We start from the raw sequence: 22,409 nt of genomic DNA, 5'->3' as shown, positions 1-22,409 counted from the left end.
GGGGGGGGGGGGGGGGGGGGGGGGGGGGGGGGGGGGGGGGGGGGGGGGGGGGGGGGGGGGGGGGGGGGGGGGGGGGCCGTGTGGGGTGGGATGCTTTTGGATGCGGAGGGTGATCGGGGGGGTGGACGGGCGGGGGGTGGTTGGTGCTGCAACGGCACTTGTGCTGGTTGTGGGTACTAGTCGAGGCCGGACTCGCGTGCCCAGGCGAGCAGGTGCGGGGCGAGCAGCGGCCAGCGGACGAACAGGCCGCCCGCCGCCTCGGCGGACGACCGCCGGTCGTTCCATTCGGTGTCCGGCCACGGCGGCTCGACCAGGCGCGCCCGCGGCAGGGTCGCGGCGACCCGTTCGGTGGTCTCCCGCCGGTGGTGAGGGTCGCTGGCGCCGCTGCGAAACACCAGGGTGGGGAGGTCGAGCGCGCGGGCGTCGGCGTCGGGTAGGCCGGGGACGGCCTCGTCGGCCCGGGGGCAGTACACCGCCAGCCAGCGTTCCATCGTGGCGAGGAACTCGTCCCGGTCCTGGTCGAGGATCCGCGCCCGGTTGCCGGGGTTGCGTTCCAGGGACTGCGCCCACTCGGGCAGCGCGGCGACCCCGGCCATCCCGGCGTCCCAGGCCGCCTCGAACGATCCGCCGCAGTAGTGCACGCCGATACTCAGCAGGCCGTGCACCCCGCCGCTGATCCACCACAGGGCGAGACCGGCGGCGACCTTGGGATGGCGGGCGGCGGTCAGCAGCGACACCCGGGAGCCCCCCGAACCACCGATGATCACCGCGGGGGCCAGGTCGAGCTGGGTGAGCAGGCCGGCCAGCGCGTCGGCCTGCATCGCCGACTCCGACTCCCCGGTGAAGCAGACGTCCGACGCGCCGGTGTTCGGCCGGTCCCAGAGGAGCACCTGGTTGCCGGCGGCCGCAAGCTCCTCGGCGAGCTGGCGGACACCGGGGGTGTCCTTGCTGAAGCGGCCACCCGGAGTGATCACCCAGGGCCGACCCGAGCCGATGATCTCATAAGAGATCGATAGACCGTTCACCGTTGCCACGGCCACAGCGCACCACCCTTACCTGACGTTTCGGGACCGCCTCGTCAGCGGTTCATGGGAAAACCGAGGTCGATCGCCTCGGGGGTGGGATCGGGCCAGCGGGAGGTGACCACCTGGGGCCGGGTGTAGAAGCGGATACCCTCCGGGCCGTAGATGGGCGAGTCACCGAACAGGGACGCCTTCCAGCCGCCGAACGAATGCCAGGCGACGGGCACCGGGATCGCCACGTTGATGCCGACCATGCCCACCTGGATGTCGCGCTGGAACTGGCGGGCCGCGCCGCCGTCCCGGGTGAACAGGGCGACGCCGTTGCCGTACGGGTTCGCGTTGACGAGCGCCACGGCCTCGTCGTAGGTGTCCACCCGCACGACGGCGAGAACCGGCCCGAAGATCTCGTCGTCGTAGACCCGCATGCCCGGGCGGACCTGGTCGACGAGCGAGCAGCCGAGGAAGAAACCGCCCGCGTCCCCACCGCCGGGCGCCACGACGGCGGGTGCCACGACGGCGGCCGGCGGCCGGGAACCGTCAACCACCACGGTGGCTCCCTCGCCCGCGGCGCCCGCCACGTAGGACCGCACCCGGTCGCGGTGTTCCGCGGTGATGAGCGGCCCCATCATCGACGTCTCCTGGTCGCCCGGCCCGATGACGACGTCCGGGATCCGGGCGGCGATCGCGTCGACCAGCGGGTCGGCGACGGACCCGACCGCCACCACCACGGAGATCGCCATGCACCGCTCCCCCGCCGAGCCGTAGCCGGCGTTGATCGCGGCGTTGGCGGCGGCGCCGAGGTCCGCGTCCGGCAGGACCACCATGTGGTTCTTCGCGCCGCCGAGGGCCTGCACCCGCTTGCCCGCGCGGGTGCCGGTCTCGTAGATGTGACGGGCGACCGGGGTGCTGCCCACGAACGACACGGCGGCCACGTCGGGGTGTTCCACCAGGCCCGTCACCGCCGGCGCATCGCCCTGGAGCACGTTGACCACACCTTCGGGGAAGCCCGCGCGCGCGACCAGCTCGGCGAGCAGCAGCGACGCCGAGGGGTCCTTCTCCGACGGTTTGAGGATGAAGGTGTTGCCGCAGGCGACGGCGTTGGCCAGCATCCACAGCGGGACCATGACGGGAAAGTTGAACGGGGTGATCCCCGCCACCACGCCGAGGGGCCGGGCCACCGTGTGCACGTCGATCCCACGGGACGCCTCGGCGCTGTACTCCCCGCGCAGCAGGGTCGGGATGGCGCAGGCGAACTCCACGCACTCCAGGCCCCGGGCCACCTCGCCCAGCGCGTCGGAGCGGACCTTGCCGTGCTCACGGGTGATGAGCGCGGCCAGCTCCGACTGGTGGCCGCTGACCAGTTCCCGCAGCCGGAACATCAGCCCGGCCCGCCGCGCGAGCGACGTCCGCGACCAGTCGGTGGCGGCGGCGGACGCGACGCGGACCGCGTCGGCCACCTCCGCCTCGGTCGCCAGCGTCACCTCGGCGGTGCGCCGCCCCGTGGCCGGGTTGTACACGGGGCTGACGCGGCCGTCGCCGGCGACCGGTTTCCCACCGATCCAGTGTCCGATTGTCTCCATGCCGTCCTGTCGGTCAGAGGTCGTGTGGCCGGCGCCGCGCGGGACGGTCAGAGCCGGTAGAGGGCCTTCCCGTTACCACCCATGATCTTGTTACGGGTGGTTTCGGGAAGCGTGGCCATCTTGTCGGCGACGGACCGCAACGGGTCCGGGTAGAGGCAGGTCGGGTGCGGGAAGTCCGTCTCGAACAGGATGTTGTCCTCGCCGACGGACTCGATCAGGTCGGCCAGCCTGTTGCCGCCCCGTTCGAACCAGAAGGTGGCGTAGATGTTGGTGCGGAAGTACTCCGACGGCCTGCGCTTGAGCTTCGCGAGGTCCGCCTGGGCGTTCTCCGCCATCTCGTAGTCGAGGGTCTCCAGGATGAACGGGATCCAGCCCACCCCGCTCTCGACGGAGACGGTACGAAGCTCCGGGTGCCGGTCGAAGATGCCCGCGAGGATCAGGTTCGTGACCACCCGGGCGTTGCCGATGAACAGCAGGCCGCCGCCGATCGCGAGCTTGGTGCTCTCCGTCTGCGACGCCCACGGGTACTTCCCGTAGAACGTCATCGCGGTGACGCTGGCGCCGATGTGGAAGTGCACCGGCAGCCGGTGCTCGGCACACGCCGCCCAGAAGGGGTCCCACTCGCGGCTGGCGAGGTCCGGGGCGCCGAGATCCTGCGGGTCGGAGGTCATGTTGACGCCGCGCGCGCCGAGCTCGGCCACCCGGGCGACCTCCCGCACGCAGGACCTGATGTCCCACGCCGGCATGAGCGGCAACGGCAGCAGCCGGTTGCCGGACTCCCGTTGGATGTCGGCCATCCCGTCGTTGTAGACCTCGACGGCGAGGCGGGCCAGGGACTGGTCCGCGGTGGCGAGGTCCTGGCCGCCCAGCCCGATCGTGGACGGGAAGATGACCTGGGCGTCGATGCCGGCCTCGTCCAGCACCCTGAGCCGCTCGACGGGGTCGTGGGCGCCGACGTGGACGTCGTCGACGGTCCATTCGTGCAGCACCGTGGCCGACGCCGACTTCTGGCCGTCACGGCCGATCACCGCCCCGGCGATGAAGGCGCCCATCGGCTTCCCGTCGAAGATCCACTGACGGACGCCGTCCACCTCCACGACCCTCGGGAGACGGTCCCGGTAGGCCGCCGGGGCACGGCTGCTGAACAGATCAGCGGGCTCGGACCAGTGGGAGTCGGCATCCAGCACGTAGGGCGCTACCGGCGTTGGGCACATGCCCAAAATGTGACGCAGGACTGTGACGCGCGCAACCCCCGACTGTCTCTCGCCGGTCGAAGGTGCGGACGATCGCCGGTTCTGTCAAACACCGGGCCGGTCAGACGCCACTACGGCCGTCGGCGATGCGGCCGGCGGACGTCCATCATCCAGCAGGCGATCAGGGCTTCGGAACCGGCCGCACCACGACCACCGGCCGCCCGGCCCCGCCATCCGCCATCCGCCATCCGCCATCCGCCATCCGCCCACGATCGCACCTATGGCCACGGTCCGTGACGCCGCCGCCGAGGGCTGCGGGTGTGCAGGATGCACACGGGTCGTTGTGGGGGTGTTCGTGTCCGATATGCCCCCCACGACGACCCGCGTAGGCGGATCTTGCCCTGGGGGCGGCCCCGGGGTGTGGCGGAGCGTGGTGGGGGTGGTTAGCGGGGGGTGCGGCGCAGGAGGTAGATGTCCATGATCCAACCCTTGCGGTGGCGGGCGTCGGCGCGGGTGCGGGTGATGGTGGCGGCGACGTCGGGCAGGGGGCCGTGGATGAGCAGTTCGTCGTCGGTGCCGAGGTAGGCGCCCCAGTAGATGTGGAGGTCGGCCTCGGCGTCGGCGTGGGTGCTGGTCAGGGTGGTGAAGGCGGTGTCGCCGTCGAGCATGACGACGAGGTCGTCGACGTCCGGGGGGAAGCCGGATTCGGCCAGGCGGCGACCGGTGGTGATGGTCACCGGGGTGCCGATGCCGTTGAGTACCAGGCGGTGGGCGGCGGCGAGGGCCTGCACGCTGGAGATACCGGGGATCACCTGGTGTTCGAAGGCGACCTTGCCGCGGGCTGCGACGCGTTCGAGGATGCGCAGGGTGCTGTCGTAGAGCGACGGGTCGCCCCAGACCAGGAACGCGCCGGTGCCCTCGTCGTCCAGTTCGTCGAGGAACATCGCCTCGTACAGGGCGGCGCGCCGGGCGTGCCAGTCGTCGACGGCGACGGCGTAGGCGGCGCGCCCGGCGGTGCTGCGGTCGTCGGAGGGGGTGCGGTCACGCGGCGGGTCGGGGGCTTCGACGAGACGGTAGGTGCCCTCGCCGAGGTGACGGTCGAGGATCTCGCGGCGCAGTGCGGTCAGGTCGCCGGCGGCGGGACCCTTGTCGAGGACGAAGAAGACGTCCGTGCGTTCCAGGGCCCGCACCGCCTGCAACGTGAGCTGGTCGGGATCACCCGCGCCGATCCCGACCACCAGCAGCGTGCGCATCTAGTCGGCGGCCGGTCCGGGAACGACAGACGGGATGATCTTGCCGGGGTTGAGGTTGTGGCCGGGGTCGATGCCATCGAACAGGGCCGTGACCAGCGAGACGCCGGCCGGGGAGATGTCGTCGGCGAGCCAGGGGGCGTGCTCGAGGCCGACGGCGTGATGGTGCGACAGGGTGCCACCGAGGTCGATGAAGCCCTGCTGGATCGCGGACTTCACCGCGTCGTAGCGTTCGAGGCCGTCCAGGGTCACCGGGGAGGCGAAGGCGAAGGTGAAGTAGAGGCAGGCGCCGGAATGGTACGAGTGGGACAGGTGCGCCATGATCCAGCCCTGGACGCCGATCTCGTCGAACGTCTTGTGGGCCCGGGCGACCACCCCGGTGTAGAGGGAGGCGAGCTGCGACCAGCTGGTGGCGGTCTCCGAGACGTCCGCGAGGGCGCCCTGGCCGAGCAGGAAGTCGCGGATGTAGGGGGTGTCGAACTTCTTCTGGTCGTAGAGCTGCCCGGGGCCGGTGCCGACACACACCCCGCCGTGGCGCTTGACGATGTCACCGACGAGCTTGCGCTGGGTGCGCACATGGCCGGATGAGCCCTCGAAGCCGATGAACGACAGGCACATCCGCTCGAGGTCGAAGTGCTTCACCCGGGCCAGGTACTGCTTGAGTCCCCTGGAGACCAGCGCCGTGACCGCCGAACCCTTCTTGCTGGTCGCCAGCGAGAAACGGGTCTCGCCGGGGTCGGCGACGCGGGTGACGCTGGGGGCCGCCTCGCTCTCGGCGATCTCGCGCATGGCGAGCAGCGCCTCGTCCCAGGTGGGGAAGAAGTAGCCGAGGATGGTGCGTTCCTCGGGCACCCGGTGGACCTGCACGGTGGCCTCGGTGATGATGCCGAGTCGACCCTCGCTGCCGAGGATCATCTCCCGCACGCTCGGTCCGGTGGACTGGCTCGGCACCGCCCGGGTCGCGAGCACACCCGCGGGGGTGACGACCCGCACGGCCTTGGTGATGTCCGCGATGTCGCCGTACTTGTCCGACTGCATGCCGGACGAGCGGGTCGCGATCCAGCCGCCGAGGGTGGAGTGGCTGAAGCTGTCGGGGAAGTGGCCGAGTGTCCAGCCCAGGGCGTTCAGCTGCGCTTCGAGGTCCGGACCGAGCGCACCGGCCTGGATGCGGGCCAGCCGCGCGTCGGTGTCGATGTCCAGGACGCGGTCGAGGCGTCCGAGGTCCACGGACAGCACCGGGCGGATCTCACCGCGCGGAGCCTCCAGGCTGCCGGAGATGTTCGTCCCGCCGCCGAACGGGATGACGACCGCGTCGGCGTCGATCGCGGCGGTGAGCACCGCGCGCACCTCGTCCTCGCCACCCGGGTAGACCACCGCGTCGGGGAGGCGTCCGAGGTCACCGCCGCGGACCCGGACCAGGTCACGCAGGCTTTTGCCGTAGGCGTGCACGACCCGTTCGAGGGTCTCGGTGTGCACGTGCTCGGCGCCGACGGCGGCCGTCAGCGCGTCGCGCAGGGCGTCCGGCAGGATCGGGTCGGCGATGTCGAGGTCGGCGAACGCCGGGGCCTGCGCGGGCGGGCGGGTCACGTCCAGCCCGATGTGCTTGCGGATGAACGGTGCCAGCGCCGGCTTGTCGGCGGGCGAGAACGACACGCTCTCCCGGCCCCAGCCCCACCACTTCATGTGCTCGACCAACGGTGACTCCTCGACAGACGACGGACGGGACGGGCTCTGCGGGGTTCGGGTGCTGCGGGGTTCGGGTGCTGCGGGGTTCGGGTGCTGCGGGGTTCAGGTGCCGGCGAGGCGGGCGACGACGGGGGTGAGGGCGTCCAGGGCGTCGAGGGCGACGCCGATGGTGCTGATGCCGAAACGTTCACGCCGTTCGACGAGGGCGTCGCAGATCTCGTCGACCGACCCGCACAGCGCGTGCGGTGTGGTCAGGGCCTGCTCGGTGGTCAGGCCGAAACCCGAGGCCAGCAGCGCGGCGACCGACTCCCGATCCTCGGTCACCACCACCATGTGCACGCGGACCTGCAACGTCAGCTCGTCCCAGCGCGCGCCGGCCGCCTCACGAATCCAGCCGACCTTCTCCTCGGTGGCGTCCGTCGTCGCGTTCGCCCCGAGCGAGGAGTCGATCACCCCGCTGGCCATGTTCATGTTCAGACCGATGATGTCGGCCTCGCGGGCGGCCAGCGTCAGCATCCGCCGCCCGCCACCCCCGATGACGATCGGCGGATGGGGACGCTGCACCGGCTTCGGCGTGCCGTTGAGCCCGTTCACCTGGTAGAACGTGCCGGTGTGGGTGAGCGGGGCGTCGGCGAACATCCCCTTGATGACGGTGAGCGCCTCGGCCAACCGTGCGATCCGCACGCCCGGCGGGTCGAGGGTGAGCCCCGCGCGCTGGTAGTCGGACGTCATCCAGCCGGCGCCCAGGCCCAGCTCGAACCGCCCGCCGGACAGCGCGTCGAGAGTCGCCGCCTCCTTCGCGAGCACCACCGGATGCCGGTAGTCATTGCTGAACACCATCGACCCGATGCGCAGTGTGGTCGTGGCGTCGGCGGCTGCCATCAGCGACGCGATCGGCGCGACCTGCTCGTCCAGATGGTCGGACACGGTGAGCGTCGCGAAGCCCAGGTCCTCCACCCGCCGTGCCAGCGCCGCCCACGACCGGGCATCCACCTGCTCCGGCGACGAACACTGGATGTTGAACCGGAACGGCCGCTTGTACGGCCCGCCGGAGATGTCGCTCACCGCGGCCACTCCCGTCTGACTCGGAACCTGGTGACTCGGAACCTGGTGACTCGGACTCTGGTGACTCTGACTCTGGCTCGTGCGTGACTCGTCCATCCCGCATTCCCATAACTTCTGCCGTGGCCGACCAGGATGTCATGACCGGGCGAACCCCGTCGCCTCTCGCCCGCCCGGACACGGCAGCACCCCACCATCACGAGCGGACGGCACCACCCCACGAACACCGCGGACGGACGGTGCTGGCTCACGATCGGCCGAACGCGGACGCCCCCTGCCCAGCCTGCGCGGACGCGGACCCCGCGGACTGCCCGTCACCTGGAGCCGGCAACGCCTCCCGCAGCGCACGCACCGCCGCGACCCGCGCCGCACCGGTCAGCCGACTCAGATAGAGAATCCCGTCGAGGTGGTCGCACTCATGCTGGAAACAGCGGGCGGCCAGCCCCTGCCCGGTGTACTCCACCGGCTCCCCCGACACGTCCACCCCGCGCACCGTCGCCCGCCAGGCCCGCGGCGTCGGGAAGTACAGCCCCGGCACCGACAGACAGCCCTCGGCCACCCCCCGCTCCCGCGCCCGCTCGGCGTCCTCAACGTCCTCGGCCCCGCCGATGTCGTCGGCCTCGCCGACGTCCACAGCCCCGCTGGCGCCCGTCCCCTCGCCGGCGGACGCCTCCTCGCTGGCTCCCGTCCCCTCGCCGGCGGACGCCCCCCCGCTGGCGGACGTCTCCTCGCCAGCGGGTCTCTCCTCGTCGAGGGTGAGGACGGGGTTGACGACCACGCGCGGGTGCCGCGGCACAGCTGGATCACCCGGGCTGTAGCCGACGTCGTAGACGAAGATCCGCAGCCCGACGCCGACCTGTGGCGCCGCGAGTCCCACGCCCGGCGCCGCGTACATGGTCTCGATCATGTCCTCGACCAGGCGTGCCAGCGCCGCATCGAACGTCGTGACGGGCACCGCCGGAGTGCGCAGCACCGGGTCGCCGACGGTGCGGATCGGAAGCACGGCCATGTGGACACTGTGTCACAACACAACCCACAACCAGGAAGTGGCCATCGACCACCGACGCCAGATGATCATTCCCCCGTCGACATGCCGAGGCATGTTCGGGATTCGACCGGCCCGAACACCCAACAACCCTCGGCATGCCACCGCACAACCCTCGGCACACGCCCACCCGGCCCCGAACGTCCCACCCGGCCACTCGTAGGGTGGTAAAGGTGGACGCGGCGGAGGCGGGAGTGGCGCGGCTGCGGGTGCTGGGTGAGCGGGTGACACCGGCGCGGCGAGCGGTGCTGCGGGTGCTGGCGGAGACAGCCGATCATCTGTGCGTCGAGGATGTGCTGGCCAGGGCGGATCTGATCGTCCCGGGGCTGCACCGCACGACCGTCTACCGGGCGGTGGAGACCCTGGGTGAGCTGGGGCTCGTGACGCATGTCCATCCGGCGCACGGGCCGGTGGTCTATCACCTGGCGGCGGGGTTGACCGGTGAGACGCATCTGCATGTGCGCTGCCGGCGCTGCGGCGCGATCCAGGACGTCCCGGCTGATCTGCTGGACGAGGTCGCCGAACGGCTCGCCCGCACCACCGGTTTCCAGCTGCAACCGGATCACGCGGCGCTGACGGGAGTGTGCCGGACCTGCGGCGACCAGCCGAACGTGGGTACGGGCGCGGCCATCCGACCGGCGTAGGCTGAAAGCTGAGAAGCGGCGGCGTCGGCGCGCGGTGGGCATGTCCCGTGCGAACGTCGCACGCGAAAGGTGCGGTGGCGAGTCAGGGGTAAGAAGGAGGCCGCGGGAGATGCCTGCGCAGCAGGGCCCGGTGGTCCTGGGAATTGAGACGTCGTGCGACGAGACCGGGGTTGGTCTGGTGCGGGACGGGGTGCTGCTGGGCGAGGCGCTGTCGACGAGTATGGATGAGCACGCCCGCTATGGCGGGGTGGTGCCGGAGATAGCGGCGCGGGCGCATGTGCAGGCGATCGTGCCGTGTGTGCGGGCGGCGTTGGCGTCGGCGGGGATGGCGGCGTCCGATATCGGGGCGGTGGCGGTGACGGCGGGGCCGGGGTTGGCCACCGCGTTGCATGTGGGGGTTTCCGCGGCGAAGGCGTATGCGACGGCGTTGGGCGTGCCGTTGTACGGGGTGCATCATCTCGCCGGGCATCTGGCGGCGGACCTGGTGGATGGGCAGCCGCTGCCGAATCCGCTGATCGCGTTGATCGTCTCGGGTGGGCACACGTCGTTGTTGCAGGTCGGGGACCTGGCGCGCGATCCGATCGTCCATCTTGGGGACACGTTGGATGACGCGGCGGGTGAGTGTTTCGACAAGGTCGCGCGGGTACTGGGGCTGTCCTATCCGGGGGGGCCGGCGGTCGACCGGGGGGCGGCCGGGCATGATCCGACGGCGCTGGCGTTTCCCCGTCCGTTGCTGGGGCGAAACGATGCGCCGTACACGTTCTCGTTCTCCGGGTTGAAGACGGCGGTGGCCCGCTGGGCCGAATCGCATCCGGATTCGGGGGTGGCGTCCGGGGATGTGATCGCGTCGTTTCAGGAGGCGGTGGTCGACGTGCTCACCGCGAAGGCGATCCGGGCGTGCCGCGACCGGGGCATCGCCGATCTGCTGATCGTCGGTGGGGTGGCGGCGAACAGCCGGCTGCGGGAGGTCGCCGCGTCCCGCTGTGCGGCGGCGGGGATTCGGCTGCGGGTACCGGCCCGGCGTCGCTGCACCGACAACGGGGTGATGATCGCCGCGCTCGGTGACCTGCTGGTGCGGGCGGGTGCGCCGCCGTCCCCGCCGGATCTGGCCGCGATGCCCGGCGCCTATCTTGAGCGGGCGCAGCTCGGCGTCCCGGTGACCCTGACCCCGACCGCGGCCTGAATCGGGAGGACCCCCAGGATGCATCTCGGCCACGATCACAGCGATGCCCTGCCCGCCGGCAGCCCAGCCGGTGTCGGCGTCGGCGTCGGTTCCAGCGCTCGGCCGGGGTCGGTGGACGCGGGTCGCGCGCCGCGGATCGGGATCGGCGGGCCGGTCGGCAGCGGTAAGACGGCGCTGGTCGCGGCGCTGTGCCGGGCGCTGTCGGGGAGCCTGCGCCTCGGCGTGGTCACCAACGACATCTACACCACCGAGGACGCGGACTTCCTGCGGCGGGCGGGTGTGCTCGACCCCGGGCGCATCCGGGCGGTGGAGACCGGCTGCTGCCCGCACACCGCGATCCGCGACGACATCAGCGCGAACCTCGACACCGTCGAGGATCTCGAGGCCGAGACCGGTCCACTCGATCTGGTGCTGGTGGAATCCGGCGGCGACAACCTGACCGCCACGTTCAGCTACGGTCTGATCGACCGGCAGATCTTCGTCGTGGACGTCGCCGGCGGCGACAAGGTGCCGCGCAAGGGCGGTCCGGGTGTGACCAGCAGCGACCTGCTCGTCATCAACAAGACCGATCTCGCTCCGCTGGTCGGCGCCGACCTTGGTGTGATGGCCCGTGACGCCGCCGTCGCCCGCGGCACCCGTCCGGTCCTGTTCACCTCCCTGGCCACCGATCCCACCGCCACCGACGTGACGGCCTGGGTCCGCGTCCAGCTCGCCGAACTCGCCCCCGCCGCCCACTAGACCGGGCACCCGGGCATCCGGGCATCCGTCGGGCATCCGCGGAGCAGTGTCATCGCGCGGCCACAGGCGGCACCGCTCAGGGTAGGTGCGGTTCCCGCGCCTGACCGGACGGCTCCGCGACCAGGGGGCGTCCCCGCAGGGCAGGGGGCGTGGGTGTGTCCGACGGATAGGTTCGCAGCGAGCTCGGGGCCCGGCGGCGGGGCGAGGCGGGCCGGCCGGGCCGGTGCGCCCGGGCGACCAGGATGCCGGCGAGGAGAGCGGTGCCGGCCTGGCAGCCGAGCAGGGCGAGGACCGTCGAGGTGATCTCGTCGGCGAAGACGGCCACGACCACGGTGGACGTCGGCGTGCACACCGCCAGCACCCAGACGATCCCCCGATCACCGACACCGAGCAGATAGGTCGCGAACAGCAGGGTCGCGGCGAGGAACGTCGTCGCCAGCGCCAGCACCCACAGGACCCCGGACGCCGCCGCCAACCGGGACCCGAACAACAACGACAGCAGCGGGCGCCCCGCCACCGCACCCGCCGCGGACAGCAGCAGCCCCGGCACCACCACGATGATCATCGCCAGGGCCAGTGCCGCGTAGGCCGTGCGTCCCTCCCGGCGCCGCCGGGCCGCCTCGGCCAGCAGGTAGTTCGCCACCGCCAACCCGACGAACACCGGGATCTTGCAGGTTGTGGAGATCGCCGCGTAGCTGCCCGCCGCCTCCGGATCGCGCCATCCGACCAGGACGACATCGACGTTCTGGAGCAGCGCCAACGGCATCAGGGTCGCCAGCGCCACCGACGAGTCCGCCAGCAGCACCCGGCGCGTGCGCCGCCCCTGTACCTCGGAGCGCACATGCTCGGACCGGGCGTGGTCGGGCGCGGCGTGGGTGTCCGAGGTGCGGGCGTCCACCGAGGTGCGGGAGGTCGAGGTGCGGGAGGTCGAGGTGCGGGAGGTCGAGGTGCGGGAGGTCGAGGTGCGGGAGACCGTGGTGCGGGCGGCGGAGGTGGCGGCGAGGGCGCCGACGAGCAGTCCGAGGCCGGCGCCGTCCACGCCGAGGCCCGCGCAGGCCGCGACGATGATGACGGCGACCCGCAGGACCGTTTCGTACACCATGTTCCAGGCGAGTCCCGGATAGTTCCCGCGCGCCTGGAGCAGGCCCCGCTCCACGCAGACCGCCAGCCACAGTCCGGCGGCCACACCGGCCTCGGCGATCGCGACCGGATGCGGGTAGGACAGCAGCGCCGCGACCGGCCGGCAGGCCACGACCGCGATCCCCGCCGCGACCAGTGCCATGGACGCGGTCGCCGCCCGCAACCGCCGAATCCAGGCGATGCGGGCCCGTCCGGGAATGCTGCTGGGGGCCAGATCCCGGCGCACGACCGCGGTGAGCACGGCGGTGCCCACCACCGCCAGCACGAGGTAGATGTTCGTCTGCACGACCACGGCGCCATAGCCGGACGGGTCGAGCACCCGGGCGAGCACCAGGTTCATCACCAGGTTGAGCCCGTTGGCCACCCCACCCGCGACCGCCAGCAGCATCGGCCCGCGCAGCAGCTCGACCACCAGTTCCCGCCGTGCCGGCCGCACCGGTCGTGCTGGCTGTGCTGGCTGTGTCATCGGCCGGAGGTCCTGCTGTCCGCCAGGGGCGGCGAGCCGCCAGGGGCATCCGAGGTGGACGGGAGGGCTGGGGCGCCGGGCGGGAACGGGGTCCGCACGGTGGTGGGGTACGGGGCGGTTCGGGGGGTGGCCGGGTGGGTGAGGTCGAGGACGGCGGCGCGGAACAGGCCGGCGAAGGTGCGGGCGGCGGTGTCGTCCCACAGTTCGCGGGCATGGCTGAACGTCAGATGGATCTGGTCGCCCATGCGCACGACGTGGATGGCCAGGCCCTGGGGCATCCGGGCGGGGGCGGCCAGGTGCAGGTCGAGCAGTCGTGGGCCGTCCGGGCCGACGGTGAGGTCGGTGCCGACTCGTCCGATGTTGCTGACCGCGGCGCTGGGCATCAGCGCCGCTCGTGACGCCGAGACGGCCAGCCGCAGCAGGGCCGGCCGCCCCCGGTGTGGCAACACGGCGGACAGCGCGTTCGACAGTGCCATGGTCAGCGACGCGACGGCGGGACGGGTGGCACCGCCGACCAGGGCGGCATCGGAGCCGGACGGCGCCGACGCGGAGGTGCGCGCGACCCGGGTCTTGGCGGTCGAGGTCCGGTCGATCACGGTGGCGAGCAGCCGCATCGGTGTGGCGCGGGCGTCGGCGTCACTGGAGATGATCGTGAAGCGGCTGGACAGGCCGCCCAGCACGGTCGGGGTGCCCGAGGTCAGTGCCATCCGGACGCGCAGGACGTCGTCGGCGCGGCCCCTGCCGGCGTTCCAGCGTCCGATGGCCAGATGGGCGGCGGTGATCAGCACGTCGTTGACGGTCGGTAGCCGCCCGTCGGGCAGGCGAGGCGGCCGGGGTACCGGGATCACCTGCGGTACCAGGCCGAAGCCGTGTTCCCCCGGCCTGCCCATCGGCTCGACGAACCGTGACCGTGACCGTCGCCGCCACCACCACCGCGCCTGCGGTGAGCCGCGTCCGCTCACCGTGACTTCCACCGACCCGGGCGGCCTCGCAGGCGGGGCCGCCACCGGGGACGGGTCCGTTTCCGGCGCATCGTGGATGGCCTGGGGGTGGTCGGCGGTGAGCTCGGCGGGTGGGCCGGGCAGGCGCGTCGGGTGGGCAGCGGGGTAGCCGGCCAGGGTCTCGGTCAGGATGGCCAGCAGGCTTCGGCCGTCCAGGGCGAGGTGGTGCCCGACCAGGCCGATCCAGTCGCCGCCGCGATGGTGGACGACGAGCAGGCGGGCCAGGGGGGCGCGGTTCAGGTCGATGCCACCGCCCATCAGCCGGGCCAGTGCCTGCCAGGCCTCGCCGCTGGTGGCCGCCTCGGTCTCGTGGACCGGTGCGGGTCGGGGCAGCGGGCGAATCCGCCATCCGCCGTGTCCGGCCGGGTCGGCGAGTTCCGACCGGGTGATCGGATGGCGGGCGAACACGTCGATGGTCGCGGCGGCCAGGCGGTGGGCGTCCACGTGGCCGTCGGTGCGCCCGAGCAGGGCGATGACGATCGGTGTGTCGGCGCGGTCGGAGGCCAGCAGCACCTGTTCGGCCAGGCTCAACGGACGACTGACCAGGCCGGCCGCCACCGATGTCAGGTCCGGGGTGAGGTCCGGATAGAGGTCCGGGGTGAGGTCCGGGGTGGGCGGCGACTGCGGCGGGGAGGCCGCCAGCGCGGCGAGGACCGCCGCGAACGCGACCGTGCCGGCCGCCTGGGCCCATCCCCCGAACGCACCAGCACCTGATCGCGGTGGCAGGCCGGGCTGCACGATGACGGCGATACCCGCGACGACGATGCCACAGGCGGCGATCCACGGCGGCGCCAGCGGACGACGGCGGGCGACCACCGCCAGCAGCGGGACGATCAGTGCCAACGGCCCGGCCGCCAGGGCCACGATCAGGGTGGCCAGTCCCACCGCGCCCCACCGGTCAGGCAGCCACCCACACCGACCGAGCCAACCAGGCCGGCCGAACCGGCCGAACCGGCCGTCGAGCCTGGAGCCGGCACCGTCCGAACGGGCCATCGGTCTGGGGAATGGACGCGGTCGACGTCGTCCGGGAACCAACGCGCCGGCGAGCAGGGCCAGGGCGCACGCCAGGCCGACGAGCAGGCAGGTGCGGTAGAACTCGCCGGGCCGGTTCGTCAGGACGATCGTGCCGCCGGCGCCGGCTGGCAGGATCCAGCCCTGCTGCCAGCCGTCCAGGCGGACCGGGGCCAGGGCCACGCCGTTGAGCGACGCTGTCCAGGAGATGTTCGCGTTCTCGCGCACGGCGAAGAACGACTGGCCGCCGGGGCCGACCGTGACGGTGCGCCGCTGCGCCGTCCACTGCCCGACCGACGTCGACCGCACCTTCTCACCAGCCGTCCCCACGGTCCCAGCCACAGGCACGGTCCTGGCCCCGGTCCCAGCCACGGTCCCGGGGTCGGGGTCGGGGTCGGGGTCGGGGTTGGCACCTCCGACCAGGGTGATCGTGTCGACGAGCAGCGGCAGGGAGTCGTCGCGGACCACGCGCAGCAGATGGGCGCCGGCGGTCAGCGGCACGGTTCCGTCCGGGGTGCAGGCGGTGAGGCGCAGCGGTCGGCCGTCGGCGACGTCGGAGGTGGTGCCCTCGACCCGCAGCGGGTAGCGGACGCCGTCCAGGTCCAGGGCCGGACCCTGGCCGCACTCCCAGCCGCGCCGGGCGGCGGCGGGTCTGGGCGCCGTGGCCGGACTCGGCAGGGCGGTGACGGTGCCGTCCAGGGTGAACGACATCGCCCGGGGCACGCTGAAGCGTCGGACGATCAGCTGCTCCTCCGACACGCTGAACGGCTCGGTGATGTTCTCCCGGGTTCGGTCGAAGGCCACCAGCACGGGACCAGCCGGAACCGTCCGGCCGGTGGGGTCGGTCGAGGGGTCCGCCGCGAACAGGGCGGTGGCGTCGGTGGGCGCCTGCGCGTAGTGGACGAAACCCTGCCCGGGAACGGCCAGTTCGCGGATGCCGGCGCCCAGAAGCTCACCATCACCGCGGGTCACGTCGCGCAGGGTCACCTGGTACCAGGAACTCGGCCCGGCGGGCACCGCCAGGTACTGCGGATGGTCGGTGGCGGCCACCGACGTGTCCACCGAGCCCGCGGCGGAGGTCACCGTGATCGTGCGGGCCACCGGACGGCGCGGTGTCTCGGCGAGCAGCGCGACCACCAGGTAGGGCACGCGCAGCGGCGTGCCGACATCGACGCGCAGCCAGGCGCCCTCCGACCCGGTGCGCGGGTCCGGCCGGGCCGTCCACCCGGTGTGGGGCAGGCCGTCGACGGCGCTGGCCGGGCCGAGTTCGGGGGCCGCCCGCAGCAGATAGCCGTACGACGACGCGGTGACGGATTTTCCGTCGAGGTAGCCACCGACGGTCTGATGGCCGGCGGGTGGACGGTCGGTCCACTCGCGGGGCGCCCGGGTGGCGCCGGCGGCCCACTCGTCCGGTCCGAGCAGGTAGGACGGTGAGCTGTGGACCACGCCGAAGCTCTGGTCACGGCGGGTGAACGTGTCGGTGATGGCGAGGCCGGTGGTCGCGGACAGGACCGTGGCCGGCGGGGTGAGCGGGGCGGAGGCGACCACCGTGCCCGGCTTCCCGGTGCTCGCGGCACGCGGATCCCCGAGGTCCTCGGCCAGGATCATGGCCCGGTCGGGGGGTAGCAGGCCGTGTGCGGCGAGCGTGACCGCCGCCTCCGGACCCCCGGCGACGACCAGCGTGTCACCGGCCGGATAGGCCTGCACCTGACGCGCCCCGCCGGGCACCGTCCACACCTCCAGCGCCGGTGCCTGGCCGATCGGGCGTCGCCGGTTCACCGGCAGCACCCGCTCACGGTCCCCGGCCCGCCCGATCACCAGCGGTCCGAACGTCGCGGCCGGACGCAGCCCCCCGGCCACCAGCGCCTGGTGGATCTCGTCGGTGGACGGGGGGACGTCCCAGTTGCTGTCGGCGAGATCGTTGCGGACGAGGACCTGCCCGACCCCCGCCCGGGCCAGTGCCACGCCCAGGCCGCGGCCGTCACCGGACAGGGACGTCTCGACGGCGTCCAACCAGCGGGTGAGGCCGACGCCACCGAGCGGGATGAGGCTGCGTTCCCCCCATGGGGTGGACGACAGCCAGCGCATCGGCTCGTCGAGGGGCCGACCCCAGTCGTACTGGGCGAACGGCGCGCCCGGCAGCAGCAGTGTGCGGCCGTTGTCCGGATGGTCCGTCAGCCAGTCGGCCGCCTGCTCCCAGTAGGCGGGCACGGCCCGAAACGATCCCGGCTGCAACACCTGCCCGCGTAACACCGGCAACGTGCTCGCCACCAGCGCCGTCACCGTCAGCACCAGCAGCGCCGCAGCCGGTCGCGGGCTGGGGCTGGGGCTGGGGCTGGGGCTGAACCAGGATCGGGGGCCGCGGTGGGATCGGGAGCTCAGGCGGCGGCCGGCAGCGGTGGTCAGGCCGGCGGCGTGGGTCAGGCCGAGGGCCATCGGGAGGTGGGTGACGGCCTGGAACTTCGCGATGTTGCGCAGCGGGCTGAGCTGGCCGTCGAGCAGCGCCCGCACATCGGCGGACACCGGCCCGCCCAGCGCACCCGGATAGCCCGCGACGATCACCACGGTGCCCAGCGCGAAGCAGAGCACGAGAAAACGCCGGGCGGGCAGGTCACGCCGGGACAGCCCCCACACCCCGATCGCGGTGAGCGCGTATGTCCCGGCGATGACCACCCGGGAGCCGGCGTAGTCGGCGGCCGAGGGCAGCCAGACGTTGGGAACCCGCAGGTAGGCCATCCAGTCGGTGGCCGCGCGCAGCGCTTCGGGCAGCGAGGCCGAGGCGGTGGTCAGATCGGCGGTCTCGGTGAACGGGACGAAGTTCAGCCCATACCGGCCGACCGCGAGCAGACCCAGCGCCCACCAGGCGATCGCGGCGCCCACCGCGGCGACCCACCAGCCGCGCACCGCCCAGGCCCGCCGGGACCCACCGGCGAGCAGCAGCAGCATCGCCGGCACCACCAGCACATCCACCGCGACGCTGGCGTTGATGCCACCGACGCACAGCACCGCCAGGCCCGACCGGGCGGCCGCGCGCCGAGGTGAGAGCCATCCATCCGCGTACAGCGCGCGGACCAGCGGTGTCACGATCCACGGCAGCATCGCCGCCCCCAGGACCGCGGCCGACGTCGCCCCGATCTTGCCGAGGAACATCGGCGACAGCGCGTAGCCGAGCCCACCGAGGACCCGTCCGGTCGGCGCGCCGATGCCCAGCGCGTCCGCGAGCCGCACCACCCCCCAGGCGGCCACGGTCAGCAGCAGCGCCATCCACAGACGTTGGACCAGCCACACCGGCAGTCCGGTGAGATGACCGGCGAGGAAGAACGGTCCCATCGGGAACAGGTAGCCGTAGGCCTGGTTGGGGACGGCCCCGAAGTCCGCGGTGGAGTCCCACATCCGGGTGGCCGCGGCCAGGAACCGGGCCGGGCTGACGGCCAGGGGAAGCTTCGTGTCCGCGGTCAGCCGTCCCGGCGCCTGCGACACGAACAGCAGGACATGTCCCAGTGCGATCCACAGCAACGCCCGACGGGACGTGCGCGACGGCGCGGCCGGGACGAAGGAGCGCGCGGGGGCCGGCGAGGTGCGGGTGGCGCTGGCCGCCGCGGCCATCTCGCGGCCCGCGCGCCGGACGTGGCGGCGGACCCGGGTCAGCTCGACCAGCATCATCGGGGTGTGTGTCAGGGCGTGGAACCGGCCGCCGGGCTGCTCGACCCAGCGCACCGGGACCTCGGCCATCCGGTAGCCCAGTGCGCGGGCGAGCGCCAGGACCTCCACGTCGAACGCGAACCCGGTGAGCCGGGTGCGGGCGAACAGGACCTTCGCCTCGGCGTGGCGGAACGCCTTGAAACCGCACTGGGTGTCGGCGACGTCCAACCGCACCAGCAGCCGCACGACCAGGTGGAACAGCCAGCTGCCGAGGCGCCGGACGGGGGCCCGTTCGGCGCTGTTCGCAAGCCGGCGGGAGCCGAGGGCCACCTCGGCGTTCCCTAACGCGTTCAGTAATCGGGGCAGGTCGTCGACGTCCGAGGCGAGGTCGGCGTCCATGAAGGCGATCACGTCGCCGGTGGCCGCGGCGACCCCGGCGCGCACCGCCGCGCCCTTGCCCTGGTTGACCGGCAGGCGCAGGACCCGCCGGTTCGGTGCGTCGCCGAGCAGTCGCGCGGCCAGCCGGGCGGTGTCGTCCACACTGCCGTCGTCGACGACGATCACCTCGGCGTCGGCCAGGTGATGACGGCGCAGCGCCCCCACCAGGACGGGCAGTGATCGTGGCAGCCGGGCCGCCTCGTTGAACGCGGGAACCACGATGCTGACGGAGGCCTGACGCACACCACACCCCTAGCCGCGCCGGCTCGCGAGTTCCGCGGGTCACCAGCCGTCGCGCGTCGCTGTCCTCAGCGGAGCTCGCGAGGGCGACGATGACAGGAAAAAGTGCGATGTGCCCTGTTTAGTCAGGCCTGAATGGCCCTTTTGGGTGACTTCCTGATGCGCTTCCGGTCAGCTGTTGACATCCTGGCCGGCGGCGGCGCGGGCGGCCAGCAGGGTGTTGCGCAGCAGCATCGCGATCGTCATCGGACCCACACCGCCGGGGACGGGCGTCAGCTTCCCGGCGACCTCACGCACCGCGTCGAAGTCGACGTCGCCGCGCAGACCCGCCTCGGTGCGGTGCATGCCGACGTCGATGACGGTCGCGCCGGGCTTCACCGCGTCCGCGCCGATGATGGCCTGCTTGCCGGCGGCGACGACGAGCACGTCCGCGCCCCGGCAGACCGCGGCGAGGTCCCGCGTGCGCGAATGGCAGATGGTGACGGTGGCGTTGCGGTCGACCAGCAGCTGTGCGACGGGCCGCCCGACCAGCTCCGAACGTCCGACCACGACCGCGGACGTCCCCTCCAACGCCACCTCGTAGGCGTCCAGCAGTTCGAGGATGCCCGACGGCGTACACGGGCGCAGCCCCGGCTCGCCACGCGAGAGCAGACCGACGCTCGCCGTGGTCAGACCGTCGACGTCCTTACCCGGCGGGATCCGCCCGACCAGCGCCGAACCGTCCAGCCCCCGGGGGACGGGCAGCTGCAGCAGGATGCCGGAGACGGCCGGGTCGGCGGCGAGGGAGTCCAGCAGGGCCGCGACCTCGTCCTGGGCGGTGTCGGCGGGCAGGTGCTGGTGCAGGTCGGCCATGCCGGCCTCGACGCACGCCTTGCGCTTACCGCCGATGTAGACCGCGGACGCCGGGTCGTCACCGACGAGCACGGTCGCGAGCCCCGGCTGCAGCCCCGTCGCCGCACGGAACTCGGCGACGTCCCGGGCGACGTCCGCCCGGACCCGCGCGGCCACGGCCTTACCATCGATGATCACTGCGCTCATGTCGGCCTTTCGCCTTGACGATCTCGCCGGATGACGGCGCCGCCCGCCGCCCGCCGTCGTAGCGTGGCCCGCGGGGCGACCTCCGTGAACGTCGACCGTATCGCCCACCACCATGACGCGACCCGCGGCGGCGAGCAACGACGAGGAAGGTGGCCGCCGGACGTCCGCCGTAGCGGTGTTACGGGATGTCAGGTGCCGACGTGACCGGCGGACAGGGAGCGCATCCGGGGCAGGCCCGGCGCCGCCGCGCCGCCCAGCCAGGCCCGCACCTCGCGGGGATTGCACAGGCGCACCACCCGGGCCGCGGCACCGTGCGCGTCCAGTGCCTGCAGCAGCCGGTCGCGGCTGTCCCGCGGGTAGGTCCACATCCACCGCAGGAACGACACGTCCATCTTCTCGGGGCAGCCCGCGCCCATGTCCGGACGGGTACGCCCATGCCAGCGCGCCCAGCGCCGCACCGCCCGGATGATCGCGACTCGCCGCGGCAGATCGAGGAACACGATCAGCTCGGCCGCGGGTATCCGCAGGTCCAGCGTGCCACCGTAGTTGCCGTCCATCACCCACGCCGGCCGCGCGACGAGCCCCGCGACGACCGCGCGCCACTCCTCCACGGGGGTGGCGACCCAACCCGGCTGCCAGAAGTACCGGTCCAGATGGATCACCGGCAGGCCGGCCCGGCGGGCGATCTCCCGCGCCAGCGTGCTCTTGCCCGCGCCACCACTGCCGACGACCAGCACCCGCTGAATGTCCGGGGTCATCGACGGCGGGCCCTCCGGGCACGTCCCGTGCGCATTCACGGTTCCAGTCTCGCACCACGACCCACCACAGGAACCCCGAACACCCTCCTTGGCGTGCCCCTCCCACCCGCCGGGTCGCGCACCGCACCCCGACGTGATCGCAGCGCAGCCTTCGGGTTGACCGGTACCCGCCGAACCGGGGGTCGGCCGGGTGCGGTGGTGGGGCGCCGGGAACTCCGGCGCCGACGGCGATCAGCCGAGCCCGCGGGAGTCCTGCTTGAGGGCGGTGTCGATCGTGAGGGCCGAGGCGACGACCATGCTCAGCAGCGGCTGCGGCAGCGGACGGTGGAGCTGGACGACGTAGTTGTCGGCGCTGGTGAAGACGTTGCGCATCAGGCCCTCCCAGGTCTTGGTGACCCGGGCGACCTCGGTCTCGGTGTGGTCGACGATGGAGAAGTTCCAGGCCCGCCAGTTCTCGGCCCTGATGGATCCGATCGTGGCGCCACCGGACTGCAGGTCGAAGCGGATCTTACCGAAGACGTTCTGCTGAACGATCACGCCGAGTTCGGTGCCGTCAGGAGTCGAGACGATCACCTTCGACTTGAGCACCTTCGCGGGCCGAACGAGCATCAGCTGCGGCACACCGGCGGCATCACGGACCTCCAGCCGGTGTGTGAAGAACTGGTCCCAGGAGGAGAGCACCCGGACGGCCTTCTTCAGCGCGTTCTGCCCGACCTCCACCACCGAGCCGATCTGGCGGCCCTGCTGGTCGAAGACGGCGTACTCGTTCGTCACTTCGATGATCTTGGTCTTCTGGTTGACGACGAGAACAGGCTCGCTGAACAGGCCCCCGCCACCCGGCCCGCCGGGGGCAAGCCCGGCCTGTTCGCGGACCTGCCGCTGCACCTGCTCAGGGGTGCGGTTGGTCAGCACCGACGCACCGCCCTGCGGCGTTCCCCAGCTCACCGCGCCCGACCCGCCGCCCTGCCCCTGGGGATAGCCCTGACCCTGGCCATATTCCTGGCCCTGACTCTGGCCATAGCCCTGGCCTTGGCCATAGCCCTGACCCTGCGGGTTGCTCTGGCCCTGGCCATATCCCTGGCCCTGGGGATAGATGTGCCCCTGGTCCTGGTCCTGGCTCTGGCTCTGGCTCTGGCCGGGAGGTGAGCCGGCCTGGGTGTGGTCGGTCCACTGGGTGCCGTCCCACCATCGAGAGCCCTGCTGCCCGCTCGGATCCGGGTACCAGCCAGGCGGGACGGTCTGCGTCATGCCGCCACTTTCGCATCTGGAACT

General features: G+C 72.5%; 15 protein-coding genes. 3 read left to right on the top strand and 12 right to left on the bottom strand.

Annotated elements, in window-relative coordinates; all coding sequences use genetic code 11:
* Positions 1 to 176: 176 nt before the first annotated feature.
* The 7 genes from MXD61_RS27420 to MXD61_RS27390 all read right to left on the bottom strand — a co-directional run bounded on the left by MXD61_RS27420 (position 177) and on the right by MXD61_RS27390 (position 8,802).
* The gene (locus MXD61_RS27420; protein ID WP_248816310.1) at positions 177 to 1,040 is read right to left on the bottom strand and encodes an alpha/beta fold hydrolase; all 864 of its coding nucleotides are present in this window, start codon (positions 1,038 to 1,040) and stop codon (positions 177 to 179) included.
* Between the two features lie 38 nt (positions 1,041 to 1,078).
* Complete coding sequence (locus MXD61_RS27415; protein ID WP_248816309.1) at positions 1,079 to 2,602, bottom strand: CoA-acylating methylmalonate-semialdehyde dehydrogenase; 1,524 nt, start codon at positions 2,600 to 2,602, stop codon at positions 1,079 to 1,081.
* 47 nt (positions 2,603 to 2,649) lie between these two features.
* Positions 2,650 to 3,816 (bottom strand): amidohydrolase family protein, encoded by a 1,167-nt coding sequence (locus MXD61_RS27410; RefSeq protein ID WP_248816308.1) that lies wholly within the window; start codon positions 3,814 to 3,816, stop codon positions 2,650 to 2,652.
* Between the two features lie 422 nt (positions 3,817 to 4,238).
* A complete protein-coding gene (gene cobF / locus MXD61_RS27405) occupies positions 4,239 to 5,048 on the bottom strand; it encodes a precorrin-6A synthase (deacetylating) (protein WP_248816307.1) in 810 nt (269 codons plus the stop codon).
* Positions 5,049 to 6,740, bottom strand: coding sequence for an FAD-binding oxidoreductase (locus tag MXD61_RS27400; RefSeq protein WP_248816306.1), 1,692 nt, complete (start codon positions 6,738 to 6,740; stop codon positions 5,049 to 5,051).
* 93 nt (positions 6,741 to 6,833) lie between these two features.
* Positions 6,834 to 7,796 (bottom strand): LLM class F420-dependent oxidoreductase, encoded by a 963-nt coding sequence (locus MXD61_RS27395; protein ID WP_248816305.1) that lies wholly within the window; start codon positions 7,794 to 7,796, stop codon positions 6,834 to 6,836.
* Positions 7,797 to 8,040: 244 nt separating this feature from the next.
* On the bottom strand, positions 8,041 to 8,802 hold the full coding sequence (locus MXD61_RS27390; RefSeq protein WP_248816304.1) for a peptide deformylase: 762 nt from the start codon (positions 8,800 to 8,802) through the stop codon (positions 8,041 to 8,043).
* Between the two features lie 209 nt (positions 8,803 to 9,011).
* Between MXD61_RS27390 and MXD61_RS27385 the strand changes: the two genes are divergently transcribed.
* From MXD61_RS27385 to ureG, 3 genes are all read left to right on the top strand, one after another.
* On the top strand, positions 9,012 to 9,482 hold the full coding sequence (locus MXD61_RS27385; protein WP_248816303.1) for a Fur family transcriptional regulator: 471 nt from the start codon (positions 9,012 to 9,014) through the stop codon (positions 9,480 to 9,482).
* A 109-nt stretch (positions 9,483 to 9,591) separates the two neighbouring features.
* Positions 9,592 to 10,665, top strand: coding sequence for a tRNA (adenosine(37)-N6)-threonylcarbamoyltransferase complex transferase subunit TsaD (gene tsaD / locus MXD61_RS27380; RefSeq protein WP_248816302.1), 1,074 nt, complete (start codon positions 9,592 to 9,594; stop codon positions 10,663 to 10,665).
* 18 nt (positions 10,666 to 10,683) lie between these two features.
* Positions 10,684 to 11,403: an urease accessory protein UreG gene (gene ureG, locus MXD61_RS27375; RefSeq protein WP_251080707.1), complete on the top strand. Its 720-nt coding sequence runs from the start codon at positions 10,684 to 10,686 to the stop codon at positions 11,401 to 11,403.
* Positions 11,404 to 11,479: 76 nt separating this feature from the next.
* On the opposite strand, the gene MXD61_RS27370 is transcribed toward ureG, so the two are convergent.
* The 5 genes from MXD61_RS27370 to MXD61_RS27350 form a co-directional block, all read right to left on the bottom strand.
* On the bottom strand, positions 11,480 to 13,009 hold the full coding sequence (locus MXD61_RS27370; protein ID WP_248816301.1) for a lipopolysaccharide biosynthesis protein: 1,530 nt from the start codon (positions 13,007 to 13,009) through the stop codon (positions 11,480 to 11,482).
* The gene (locus MXD61_RS27365; protein ID WP_248816300.1) at positions 13,006 to 19,344 is read right to left on the bottom strand and encodes an alpha-(1->3)-arabinofuranosyltransferase family protein; all 6,339 of its coding nucleotides are present in this window, start codon (positions 19,342 to 19,344) and stop codon (positions 13,006 to 13,008) included. Before MXD61_RS27365 ends, MXD61_RS27370 begins: the two co-directional genes overlap by 4 nt.
* 168 nt (positions 19,345 to 19,512) lie before the next feature.
* Positions 19,513 to 20,379: a bifunctional methylenetetrahydrofolate dehydrogenase/methenyltetrahydrofolate cyclohydrolase FolD gene (folD, locus tag MXD61_RS27360; RefSeq protein ID WP_248816299.1), complete on the bottom strand. Its 867-nt coding sequence runs from the start codon at positions 20,377 to 20,379 to the stop codon at positions 19,513 to 19,515.
* 188 nt (positions 20,380 to 20,567) lie between these two features.
* Complete coding sequence (locus MXD61_RS27355) at positions 20,568 to 21,137, bottom strand: adenylate kinase (protein ID WP_225438549.1); 570 nt, start codon at positions 21,135 to 21,137, stop codon at positions 20,568 to 20,570.
* A 231-nt stretch (positions 21,138 to 21,368) separates the two neighbouring features.
* Positions 21,369 to 22,385, bottom strand: a complete 1,017-nt coding sequence (locus tag MXD61_RS27350) for a phospholipid scramblase-related protein (protein ID WP_248816298.1) — start codon at positions 22,383 to 22,385, stop codon at positions 21,369 to 21,371.
* Positions 22,386 to 22,409: the final 24 nt, after the last annotated feature.

Origin of the sequence: Frankia sp. AgPm24 (assembly GCF_023243055.1) — a bacterium.
In the GTDB taxonomy this organism is placed as follows: Bacteria; Actinomycetota; Actinomycetes; order Frankiales; family Frankiaceae; genus Frankia; species Frankia umida.
This window is presented reverse-complemented; position numbering and strand designations above follow the sequence as displayed.